Here is a 12,257-nt window from a genome sequence, read left to right as displayed (position 1 = left end):
ACTTGGCAGTTAGAGAGAACGACATATACAAAAACCAGCTAGGCAATCATGTACTTGTTATATTTAAATACCATGAAACCTATATTAATACTGATTATTATTGTCATACTGAGCAGTTCGGCAGTTGCGCAATATGATCTGGGTGCAACCATGATGATAGCACAGAATAATCTGATGTATAACAACACCATCCAGTCGTTTGTCAATCAAAATATTATCAATGACATTGCTTACAGCAAAACAGGTGACAAGAAGAAAGACAATAGAAAAACGAAACCACCCCACATTGACCAAACGTTTTTATTTAATCCATCCACCGCGATTTCGCAAAACGTACAGCAGGATATAATCAACCGGATCAAACTAAAAAATCAGCAGGTTGGAGCAAATGTGGAAAAAGGTTTAAAGTTCGATAAGCCATTTCCCCGCTACGTCACCTACCTAAAGCGTTTAGGCCTCGATGTTCAGCACAATTATGACGATGCTTTTACCGCTTATCTATTAGGTATGTGGCGCATTGCCAATTTGACCACGGACCCCAGCGCTTCGCAGATTCAGGCTGTACGACAGCAGGTAGCTTTATGCCTGGACATAACAAAATGGACCGACACAAAGAAACAGGAGGCCGCTGAGTATATGATTTATGACCTGATTTTTGCCAATGAGGCTTATGAAGGATCAAGGAACGCGAATGACAGAAAGCGCATGCAACAAGACGCAGACGCCGTGCATGCGCGATTTCTTCGGGAAAACAATCTCAATCTGCGCCATATGAGAATATCGGAAAACGGGCTGACAGTGGTTAGAAAATAGACTATACAAGAAACGGCTACCCGTAGGAATCGCATTCAAACAATCGGGTAATCTAGCGAAAGAAGTGGGAACCATAAACGATAAGAAAATGACAACTCTTAAGAAAACATCCGGAATATTTCTTCTACTTTATTTGTTTGTTGAAAACGTCTTTGGACAGATTGGCAATCCGGGTCTGATGTATCAAGGAGCCTTCAATAATGCGATGTTTCTCACAACAAAAAGCGCTATTGAAAGCAGTGTTAAAAATGCGCCGGACAAGGACATAAATGGCAAACTATCAAAATCAGCAGTTGCTGAGCTGACTTTCGTCGCCTCGTCCAAAGTACATGAGAAGGTATTGGATCTGATTGCCAACATAGCGGCAAAGGGCGATCACGATAGAGCGAGATCTGCAGTAAAAACCATCGGAAAGGCAAATTTTATGCTTCAGTTTGATAACTTGCTCCTGCCCTATGAACTCAATAGATTCAATGTACCTGACGTCTTTACAGCATTCATTATATTATCCTGGCAGGCAATCAGTGGAAAAGACGCCCGTGTTTACCGCGCGGGAGTCCAGCGTTTCAGAAAAGAGATCCACAACGCAATGCGCAATAATCACCTCGTAGTAAGATTCACAAATGATCAAAAACAGGAAATAGCCGAGATTCTCTCTTATATGGCAATATTTTTCACGGTTGCAAGCCGGGAACAATCAAAAAATGGAGACTCTGCAGCATTAAACTTAACCCGGCAGCACATTCGACAGGCAGTGATTAGCGTTTCGGGAATAGATTTAACCAAATGCAGATTTGACGATAACGGCCTAACAGAAAAGTGAGCTATCTAGATTTTTGAGCGAGCATTCAGATGTAAGAGCTTTATTTTCTAAATTTGCTTAACTGATACAAGTGGTTGCCAGATATGGTTACCTTCCAAATGACTGCTTGCTACAATTTGATGCTTTGATAAGATGGAAACACAACAGGTAAAACAGCCAGACAACACTGCAGTAAGAACCGCTCTTTGGCGAGCCCTACATACTGAGATCGATGCTGAGCCCCATATACTGAAAGATACCGTAGGGCTCACCCTGATTTCCCCTGTAGATAATTGGCGGGAACGCCCCGACATGAAATTTACCAAGCGGCTGCGCGCCTCTATCGTTGCACGCTCACGATTTATAGAGGATATCGCCAAAGAGCAGATTGAAGATGGCGTAAAACAGTATATTCTGCTCGGTGCCGGCTTAGATAGCTTCGCACAGAGAAACGAAGAACTGAGCGCAAAGGTGGATATATACGAGATTGATCAACCCGATACCCTAAACTGGAAGCAACAAAAATTAATCGAAAACGGTTACGGTATTTCGGACAAACTTCACTTCGTACCAGTTGATTTTGAAGTTTCCTCCTGGTGGGACGAACTGCTAAAGAAAGGTTTTGATAAGAGTCAAAAGACCTTTGTCTCCTGTACCGGCGTCACCCTTTATCTTACTAAAGATGCGATTACGCAGACTCTTCATAAAATAGCACAACTTGCGCCGGGTTCTAAAATCGCTATAGCATTTTATCTGCCACTGGAACTGTTGGACATAGAAGATCAGCCTATGCAAGAAATTGCCAACAAAGGGGCTGCGGCATCGGGCACCCCCTTCGTCAGTTCCTTCTCTCCGGACGAAGTTGTGATGCTCGCTGAAGAAGCGGGGCTTAAAGAAATCCAAACCGTTTCAACAGCGGATATGAGGGACAAATACTTCAAGAATCGAATCGACAACCTGCTGCCTGCCAGCGGTGAAGTGTTCCTCGTAGCAACAGTATAGAGCCCAACTCCTTCCTTGTCTAACAAACTTTCGGCACCGGCTGTCACATACGATGTCTTCTGTAGTATCAGACATGGCATATGAATCAGCTCTACTTATGGGCTACATTCCACCTTCAGTCCGATCCACTTCGATAGCCAAGCTGCAGAAGCGGATTGAATTGCCTGTAACATTTCGATCAAGAGCAGAACAATTCTTTTGGTAGCCTGTTTTAATCACCAATAGATCCGAAGTATCCGCACTTTTGGGGATACTACACATCGTTAAAGTACTATTGACAAACTATTGTCAATAGCCAATTCTATCTTTGAGTGTTAAAACTAAAATTATAACATCATGGCACTATTACACGCATACCTAAATTTCAACGGCAACTGCGCCGAAGCATTTGAATTTTATACAACTGTATTTAATTCCCCATTAATTGGTGTTCATCGCTTTGGCGACATGCCTGCGGACCCTGAGCACCCCATTGCTGATGCGGACAAAAACAAGATCATGCATACAGCATTAAAGATTAATGACTCCGTAATGTTGATGGGATCAGACTGTGTAGAAAGCTTCGGACAGAAAGCTACTTTTGGCACAGGTAGCTATTTAATGCTGGATGCACATTCAGCTCAAGAAGCCAAGGAGTTATATGACAAACTATCCGTTGATGCCCAGAATATTGAAATGCCCTTAGGTGAACAGTTTTTTGCTGAATTATTCGCCTCCTTTCAGGATAAATTTGGCATCGCCTGGATGATCCACTTCGAAGGCAACAAGAGAATGGGCTAGCCGCAACCAAGAACGGTCTGCCGAAGACAGCAGTACAATGACAATAGGGCTACGTTTTTGCAGCCCTATTGTTGTTATATCTATATTTTCCTACCATAATTTGTAAAGAATCGACACGATCAACTCGTTGATGCTGTCTCATGTAGGATTTGGCCGAAATACTCCTTGCAGCTCCTTCATCTATATCATTTCACTTAAAATAAATGTAGAAAAGTTACAAAACAATTTTACAAACTCATTTATCAATCGATTGACTTAATAAACACACGAGCTATTTAGTTTTTTTTTCACTTTCTTTTAACTGCCAGCGGTATATTCAATTTCAACAATATAATAAACCGTTATGAGAAAAATTTTAAATGTAATGATTGCAGTACTCGCACTGGGTACCGCCTCCTGTAGCAAGTCTCTGGCGCCCGCCGAGGAAGAACAGCCAACTCTCAAGACCAAGGCCTCTGTTACCAACCTCTCTAATGAATGGCGCGAAAACCCGTACAAATTAAATGTCGTTTATTTCGTACCCAATGATGTCGATTCAATTCCTAACTTTCGAGAACGGATTAGTCGTATTTTATTGGACGCCCAAGAAATGTTCGCTACCAATATGGAACGGGAAGGATTTGGACGCAAGTCTTTTGGTCTCGACCTGGTGAATGATACCTTGATCAATATCCACTATATTGCTGGAAAATTTGGTAAGGCTACATATCCTTACTCAGGCGGTAGTGGCGCTGTCAAAACCGAGGTTGATGCCTATTTTACACAGAATCCTCCAGCAAAGAAAAGTGAGCATAATCTCATTATTATCCCGACCTATAATACCGATCCAGCCAATCCGGGCGGTCCGCCATTTTACGGCACCGGAACAACGTGTTATGCATTGGATTACGTCAATCTAGATGCTAAAAATTTAGGGATAGGTGGTGATATCGGATGGAAGGCAACCGTGTGGATTGGCGGTATGATCCACGAACTCGGGCATGGACTCAATGCCAGCCACAACCGAATGAACAAAACATTGGCACCTAGCCTTGGCACGGCATTGATGGGATCGGGCAACTCCACTTATGGTATTTCCACGACCTCCTTAACCGCCACCACGGCAGCCACATTCAACAACAGCCAAGTGTTCAGCACAGTTATGAGAAGCGATTGGTATGGCGCCGCTACGGCCGAAATCACCTCGCTAACATCGAGCTTTAGCAACAATCGGATCATCGTTTCTGGCAAGTTCACTACTACCAAGCCTGTGCAGGACATCGTCGTATGGCACGATCGAGAACCTTTTGGAGGCAACAATGATTACGACGCCGTACAATGGGCCACGAAAATCATTGGGCAAGATAGCTTCAGATTCGAATGCCCACTTGCGGACTTTTACGACCTTACAGGCAATTATGAAATGCGTATCGGGTTTATGCATATCAATGGTAAGCGTTCGACATTGGGGTATTCCTACAATTTTGTCAATAGCATTCCCGATCTTTCGAAAGTCGTGACGCATAAGCTGCTCTCGACAGCAGGCTGGTTAATTCTGGGCAGCGACAGTAATGAACCGGGCGCTCCAGCAAGCAATGTGCTCGACATGAACAGAAGTACCATTTGGCATACCCCTTGGTCATCAGCCCAAACTCCGCAACCACATTTCTTCGCCGTCGACATGGGGGCCGTGCGTACCGTAAAAGGGTTGGCCTTTCGCAATCGCGACAATTTAAATGGCGCAATGAAAGATATTAAGATTTATTCAAGTACGAATGGCACGGTCTGGACGTTAGTGAAATCAACACAGCTCAGCAAAGTTTCAGGCTCCTGGATCAATGCCGACCTAGATACAGCAATTAATACCCGCTATATTAAAATTGAATCAATCAGTTCTTGGGGCGATTTCTTCTATTCGCACCTCGCAGATTTCGGAGTTTATACAAATTAACCTGACAAATACCTGAAGCTAGTGACATTGGATAGCTTCAGGTATCTTCCTTCCTTTATCCACTCTTCGGGTACATGGATGCCCTCCCCCGCAGGTTGGAGGATACACTCTGTTTATTTAGTACAAAAAAGTGTAAAACAAAACTCATCTCGACAATTACATACTAAATTCTCAAAAAAAAACAGCCAAACCATCAAAAATCAACTAATGAAGAATAAAAAATAGAATAAAACAGTAAATATACCCAAATAAAAATCATTTCTTAAAACTAAAATCCAAAAAAAAACACATACAAAACCATGAAAAACAACAATAAATACATTAAAAATTAACCAAGACACACTATTAAATTCAAAATTATAGTAAAAAAAAACACTACAATATTAAACATACAAAAGATTAAACAAAATAAAATATGATATATATCATATTTTTACACTATATTTATAGCATATCATTAAAAACAATTAAAAAAACAACAAAAACAAGATATAAAACCTATGTTTTACTGAGAAAATATAAAAAAATCAACAAAAAAAACCTCAATATCATGAAAGAACAACCTAAACCACTCGATCATCTCCGTATTTTTTCTTTCAAAGGCATCCAAATGCGAACGTTCCATATCACTTGGATCACATTTTTCTTTTGTTTTTTTGGCTGGTTTGGCGTCGCCCCATTGATGCCGCTCGTCCGGGAACAGCTAGGACTGAGCAAGAACGAGATTGGCAATATAATCATCGCCTCGGTTTCCGCAACCATCATCGCAAGACTTTTTGTAGGAAAGATGTGTGACAGATTTGGACCAAGGATCACCTATACCTTACTTTTGGTTACTGGCGCCTTGCCGGTAATGCTTATTGGCCTGAGCAACAGTTACGAGTCTTTTCTCTTATATAGATTTTTCATCGGAATTATCGGGGCATCATTTGTCGTAACACAATTCCATACGTCGATGATGTTTGCTCCTAATATAATTGGAACTGCCAATGCAGTCACCGGCGGATGGGGTAATCTCGGCGGCGGTGTTACCAACCTGATTATGCCATTAATCGCAGCGGCATTTGCTGGAATGGGCCTTGTCAGTCACCTAGACTCCTGGCGCCTGGCTATGCTTGTACCGGGTACTATTTTGCTTATCATGGCATTTATATATTACCGATACACGAAAGACACGCCACAAGGCGATTTCAAAGAGCTGCACAAAGAAAGGGAGACGGCGGCCCGGCCGAAAGGATCTCTTCTGACCGTTTTGAAAGATTATCGGGTATGGATCCTTACACTAGCATACGCAGCCTGCTTCGGAATCGAAATTACAGTTGATAACGTGGCTGCAACATTCTTCATCGACCGCTTTGGCACGGGGATCATCATGGCAGGGGCTCTCGCAAGTATTTTTGGCGGCATGAATATTTTTGCACGCGCTTTGGGAGGCATCGTCAGCGATAAAGTGGGCAACAACCATGGTATACGTGGTAAAGCAATATTACTTGGAACCTTGCTGCTATTGGAGGGCCTGGGGATTAGTCTTTTTGCGAATTCCGGAACCTTAGCCCTCGCCATCGTGACGATGCTGCTCTTCGCATTGTTTCTCAAAATGGCAAACGGCTGCACGTATGGAATTGTCCCATTTATCAACAAAGAAAATATCGGCACCGTAAGCGGAATCGTGGGTGCAGGAGGCAATATAGGTGCTATGCTTGTAGGTTTCCTGTTCAAATCCGAAACTTTAAGCTATGCAGATGCCTTCCAATATATAGGCATAGGTGTTATATTCATTGGTCTTACAGTGCTTCTTGTCCGCTTTGTACCGAGAGCGGCGCGGGCACCACAAATAGCCACTCTGGAAGTTCAAAACTAGATTTCTGTACATGAACAAGGAACAAAAAAACACTCTTCGGAGCACCTGTTGCTATTGTGGTGTTGGCTGCGGAGTAAAAATTGCGGTCGAAAAAGACCATTCGGTCACCGTTGTGGGTGATCCCGACCACCCCGTCAACCACGGAAAACTGTGCAGCAAAGGCATGAATCTGCAATACACGGTAAATGACCGCACTGATCGCCTCCTTTATCCGCAAATGCGCCACCACCGATCAAGCCCACTGCAGCCAGTATCCTGGGACGAGGCGCTCGAACGCGCTGCCGCCGTATTCAGCACCCTTATCGATAAATATGGCCCCGACTCCGTAGCATTCTATGCCTCCGGACAGTGCCTGACGGAAGAATATTACGTTCTTAACAAACTGGTAAAAGGCTTTATAGGAACCAACAATATCGATACAAATTCGCGCTTATGTATGAGTAGTGCCGTAGCTGCGTATAAAAAAGTGCTCGGTGAGGACAGTGTACCGATCTGTTATGACGACATTGAGCTTGCAGACTGCTTTTTGATTGAGGGAGCAAATCCTGCATGGTGTCACCCTATTTTATGGCGCCGCGTCGAAACCCACAAAGCCCAGCATCCGAATACAAAAATTATCATCGTCGACCCACGGATAACGGATTCCTGCGCCGTGTCCGACCTGCACCTTCAGATCAACCCCGGCACAGACATCGTTTTAAACTACGCGATCGGACGGTTGCTGATTGAACAGGGCTACATCGACAGCGACTTCATCCACGCCCATACAGAAGGCTATAACGAATATAGACAACGGGTCTTCCAACGCTCGTTAACCGAATCCGCTTCTATATGTGGTGTTCCCGCTACCGACATTCAGCTCGCAGCACAATTTATCGGAACGTCTAAACGTTTTCTGAGCATGTGGACGATGGGCCTCAACCAGAGTGCTGCAGGAGTAAATAAGAATCTAAGTTTAATCAACCTTAACTTGATCACCGGCCAAATCGGAAAACCCGGATGCGGCCCCTTCTCCCTGACAGGCCAGCCCAACGCCATGGGGGGAAGAGAAGTCGGCGGACTGGCCAACCTATTGCCTGCTCATCGCGATCTCGAGAATATCGAGCATCGGCATGAATTGCAAAACTTTTGGTCGGGCACCACAATCAGCAATAAACCAGGGTACACCGCGACCGAGATGTTTGAAGCCTTGGCTGATGGCCGCTTAAAAGCAATATGGATACTCTGTACCAACCCATTGACCAGCCTGCCCAATGTACGTCTAGCCGAAAAGGCGCTTGAAAGTGCCAAATTCGTGGTTGTACAGGAAATTTCAAACAAACCTCAGACCTTGTCATACGCGGATATTGTCCTGCCGGCAGCTGCATGGGCAGAAAAAGAAGGCACAATGACCAATTCCGAGCGTAGAATAAGCCACCTCCAGAAAGCAGTAGAACCTCCCGGCGATGCACTGCCCGATGCCGTCATTCTATCGAAATTTGCACAAAAGATGGGCTTCAAAGGCTTTTCATACAACACAATGGAGGATATCTACAAAGAACATACCCAGCTGACCGCCGGAACAAATATCCACATCAACGGACTGACCTATGAGCTTATCGATCAGCTCAACACGGTGCAATGGCCTTTCGACCGGAAACTGAAAACCGGAACACCGCGTTTGTTTCAAAACAAAGAATTTTATACTCCGCACCGACGTGCCGTATTGCATAGCCCACCGGATGATTGCCCCAGCGAAATGCCGGACAATAACTTTCCCCTGATACTCACTACCGGAAGAATCCGTGATCAATGGCATACCATGACGAAGACCGGAAAAGTCAGCAAGCTGAACCAGCATATTTCTGAGGCCTTCTTAGAGATTCACCCAGCCGACGCCCATACCCTGGAGCTAAAAGAAGGACAGCTGGTCAACGTAAGATCCCGGCGGGGCGATGTACGTGTCAAAGCCCGCATCAGCAATACCATCAAGCCCGGAGTGGTATTTATGCCCATGCACTGGGGCAAATTATTGGGTTCAGACCTCAATCGCGTCAACAATGTTACCAACGATCTCGTGGACCCTATTTCGAAAGAACCAGACTTCAAATTCTGCGCCGTCAGCGTCGAAAAGCACATCAAGGAAAAAGAGCGCATTGTCATAATAGGCGCCGGCGCTGCGGCTCATGGCTTCGTACGTGAGTATCGCCAACTGAATCAAACCGATGAGATCATCGTGTTTAGCAACGAAGATACCCCATTTTATAACCGCGTCATGCTTCCTCACTATATCAGCGGCGAATTTAAATGGCAACAGCTCGTCAAAATGGATGCAGAGGAAGAGCAGAAATACCACATCCGTCATATCCGTGGCGTACACGTTACATCCATAGATCGTATGCAGAAATATGTCCTGGATTCCAGGGGCACAAAGACACATTACGATATCTTGATCTTGGCTACCGGAAGCCGTCCGACGCTGCCCAAACACGTCCCAAAACTACCCGGTATTTTCACTATGAGACGCCGTACTGATGCGGATCAATTGAAGAAATACCTACCCAAACAGGGACAAGCCGTCATTGTAGGCGGCGGATTATTAGGTCTGGAGATGGCGGCGTCACTACGTGAAATAGGCATCAAAGTCACCATTGTACAACGTGTGTCCCGCTTCCTCAATAGGCAGCTGGACCCCATAGGAAGCCAGCTGTTACACGAGGAGATGATCGATCAAGGCTGCGACATATTCTATAACGATGAGGTACAGCTCTATTATGGCCGACATAAGCTGACCAAAATTGAATTAAAAAGTGGCCGGCAAATCAAATGCGATGCTCTGCTGTTTGCTATCGGAACCACACCAAATATCGAGCTTGCGAAAGACGCAGGTTTGCTTTGCCAACGTGGCGTGGTCGTAGATCACTATATGAAGACCAGCGACCCTTCGATTTATGCTATTGGCGAAATTGCCGAATTTGAAGGCGCCAGTTACGGTATCACAGCTGCTGCTGAAGAACAAGCCGCAGTGGTTGCTCACTACCATCAAGGTGACATTAGCCGTTATTACAAAGGCAGTTTATTGATGAATATCATCAAAATACAGGGGTTTGATTTATGTAGTATCGGCCTGTCAGAAGCGCCTAATGAAAGCTACGAAGAAATCATCTTTATTGATAAAGCGAAACGATATTATAAAAAATGTATCATCCATCAGGACAAATTGGTCGGGGCCATTTTAATTGGCGATAAAAATGAATTTCTAGAATTCAAAAATCTGATTGCGAATAAAATTGAACTCAGCGAAAAACGTCTCCAGCTCCTAAGAAGTGGTGAATCCAGAGAACCTGTCGTCGGCAGACTCGTCTGCTCCTGTAGTCAGGTAGGCGAAGGTAATCTGAAGAAAAGAATGGAAAGCGGTTGCACTGAAATCGCCCAGCTATGCGAAGCGACAGGAGCTGGCAGTGGCTGTGGTTCCTGCAGACCCGAAGTAAAACGCATTCTAGAACAGTATCAAACAGATTATTCAAAAGAAACGGAAACTTATGCCCAATAATATACACACAGGGGAAGCGCCTTCAGACGATCTTTTTGTTAAAGTCAATTTTCCTGGCGGCGCCATTTCCACAGGCGAGTTGGCAGGCCTGCTTGAGCCACTCGAACAGATCGGAATTCATGAACTCCGATTTGGCAGCCGCCAGCAGATTTATTTTTATGTCTCGCAAACACAGCTGGAAGATCTTGAATATGTACTGCTCAATCAGGAACTGACATACGAAATCAGCGGTGACAGCTGTCCGAATATCGTGAGTTCCTACGTGGCGGACGGCATCTTTAGTCAGTCCACCTGGATCCGTGAAGGGGTATATAAGGATATACTTGACAGCTTCGAATTTGTCCCTAAACTTAAAATCAATATCGTCGACTGCACACAGTCACTCGTGCCTTACTATACAGGTAATCTAAATTTTATCACAGCGGACATCAGCAGCTACTGGTACTTACATATACGCTTTCCCGGTTCAAATATTTTCCACAACTGGTCTTCATTAGTGAATACGGATGATATAGCCGAGCTCTCCCATTTTCTGGAACCCTTGCTGACCGACATCCGGGTCGACAATACAGCTGCAGGACAGCAGCTTGGACAACATCTGGAACAACTTGCCTTTGTCTCGAGAAAATTTCTGTTTCAACCGATCACAAATGCTTTCGTAGAACCAGCGTTTAAATTACCTTATTACGAGGGATTTAATCACTATCATGATCGTCTCTGGCTCGGAATGTATCGCCGCTCCGAAACATTCTCCATCGCACTATTAAAGGACATCTGTCATGTTTGCTTAAAACATAGGATCGGCCAGGTGTATAGCACACCATGGAAATCAATCATCATCAAAGATATACAGCACAACACCCGACCCGATTGGGATGCCGTATTAGACAAACATCGAGTCAATCTCCGTCATGCGCTCAACGAACTAAACTGGCAGACAGAGGATTACGATTCGCTCGGACTCGTCTTAAAGCAGGAGCTTGTCCATCAGATGAACTGGCTGGACACACGTACTTATAAACTTTGTTTCGGTGTAAAAATGCATTCCAAAAGTGGTATCTGGGGTTCCGTCATTCTCCGCTTTATGATGTCCCGGGGAAAGCGCTCCTGGTTTCAGGTACAGCATACACGTAATTTCAACCCCAATTCAAAAGACCTCATTACTTACCGAAAACGCGTGGACCGCGATAACCTTATTCATGTTATCTTGGCTTTATGCGAAGACTTTTATCAACTACAGGGACAGCTGACATCATTGCGGCCGACAGCCCTTCCGGAGCCGCCAGCTGAAGAGCAGAGCCTGCCAACAGAACTGCATCAATGTCCTTATTGTAAGACGATTTACGACCCTCAATGGGGCGACAGTACACAAAATATTCCGGCACAAACGGCGTTTGGCGATCTCCCACCCCATTATTGCTGTAGCGTATGTGACGCCAGCATAAGTGATTTCCAAGCTGTTTCGATTGTTAAATAAGATGCTAATTCACACGCAAATTCAGTAAAATTGCTTAAATTTCGTTTTGATGGAATAGTA

Annotated in this window: 8 protein-coding genes; all 8 read left to right on the top strand. The window is 44.6% G+C overall.

Going from position 1 to position 12,257, the window contains the following annotated elements; translation table 11 throughout:
* Positions 1–72 precede the first annotated feature (72 nt).
* The 8 genes from FGL37_RS19150 to FGL37_RS19115 all read left to right on the top strand — a co-directional run bounded on the left by FGL37_RS19150 (position 73) and on the right by FGL37_RS19115 (position 12,197).
* Positions 73–813 (top strand): hypothetical protein, encoded by a 741-nt coding sequence (locus FGL37_RS19150; RefSeq protein WP_028070816.1) that lies wholly within the window; start codon positions 73–75, stop codon positions 811–813.
* An 88-nt stretch (positions 814–901) separates the two neighbouring features.
* Positions 902–1,636, top strand: a complete 735-nt coding sequence (locus tag FGL37_RS19145) for a DUF6683 family protein (RefSeq protein WP_138096959.1) — start codon at positions 902–904, stop codon at positions 1,634–1,636.
* 132 nt (positions 1,637–1,768) lie between these two features.
* Positions 1,769–2,617: a class I SAM-dependent methyltransferase gene (locus tag FGL37_RS19140; protein WP_028070818.1), complete on the top strand. Its 849-nt coding sequence runs from the start codon at positions 1,769–1,771 to the stop codon at positions 2,615–2,617.
* A 336-nt stretch (positions 2,618–2,953) separates the two neighbouring features.
* Positions 2,954–3,397, top strand: a complete 444-nt coding sequence (locus FGL37_RS19135) for a VOC family protein (protein WP_028070819.1) — start codon at positions 2,954–2,956, stop codon at positions 3,395–3,397.
* 343 nt (positions 3,398–3,740) lie between these two features.
* Positions 3,741–5,327: a discoidin domain-containing protein gene (locus FGL37_RS19130; RefSeq protein WP_197734483.1), complete on the top strand. Its 1,587-nt coding sequence runs from the start codon at positions 3,741–3,743 to the stop codon at positions 5,325–5,327.
* A gap of 550 nt (positions 5,328–5,877) precedes the next feature.
* On the top strand, positions 5,878–7,188 hold the full coding sequence (locus FGL37_RS19125; protein ID WP_051607131.1) for a NarK family nitrate/nitrite MFS transporter: 1,311 nt from the start codon (positions 5,878–5,880) through the stop codon (positions 7,186–7,188).
* A 10-nt stretch (positions 7,189–7,198) separates the two neighbouring features.
* Positions 7,199–10,720 carry a nitrate reductase gene (locus tag FGL37_RS19120; RefSeq protein ID WP_051607086.1) on the top strand — a complete coding sequence of 1,174 codons (3,522 nt, stop codon included), beginning with the start codon at positions 7,199–7,201 and terminating at the stop codon, positions 10,718–10,720.
* The gene (locus FGL37_RS19115) at positions 10,710–12,197 is read left to right on the top strand and encodes a rubredoxin domain-containing protein (RefSeq protein WP_051607088.1); all 1,488 of its coding nucleotides are present in this window, start codon (positions 10,710–10,712) and stop codon (positions 12,195–12,197) included. Before FGL37_RS19120 ends, FGL37_RS19115 begins: the two co-directional genes overlap by 11 nt.
* Positions 12,198–12,257: the final 60 nt, after the last annotated feature.

Source organism: Sphingobacterium thalpophilum, assembly GCF_901482695.1.
Classification (GTDB): domain Bacteria; phylum Bacteroidota; class Bacteroidia; order Sphingobacteriales; family Sphingobacteriaceae; genus Sphingobacterium; species Sphingobacterium thalpophilum.
Note: the sequence above shows the minus strand (reverse complement) of the source record. Positions and strands in the feature narration are given on the sequence as shown.

Bases quoted from the DNA above. Each gene is read 5' to 3' on its own strand.
- FGL37_RS19150 (WP_028070816.1), top strand. From the start codon at position 73: ATGAAACCTATATTAATACTGATTATTATTGTCATACTGAGCAGTTCG.
- FGL37_RS19145 (WP_138096959.1), top strand. From the start codon at position 902: ATGACAACTCTTAAGAAAACATCCGGAATATTTCTTCTACTTTATTTG.
- FGL37_RS19140 (WP_028070818.1), top strand. From the start codon at position 1,769: ATGGAAACACAACAGGTAAAACAGCCAGACAACACTGCAGTAAGAACC.
- FGL37_RS19135 (WP_028070819.1), top strand. From the start codon at position 2,954: ATGGCACTATTACACGCATACCTAAATTTCAACGGCAACTGCGCCGAA.
- FGL37_RS19130 (WP_197734483.1), top strand. From the start codon at position 3,741: ATGAGAAAAATTTTAAATGTAATGATTGCAGTACTCGCACTGGGTACC.
- FGL37_RS19125 (WP_051607131.1), top strand. From the start codon at position 5,878: ATGAAAGAACAACCTAAACCACTCGATCATCTCCGTATTTTTTCTTTC.
- FGL37_RS19120 (WP_051607086.1), top strand. From the start codon at position 7,199: ATGAACAAGGAACAAAAAAACACTCTTCGGAGCACCTGTTGCTATTGT.
- FGL37_RS19115 (WP_051607088.1), top strand. From the start codon at position 10,710: ATGCCCAATAATATACACACAGGGGAAGCGCCTTCAGACGATCTTTTT.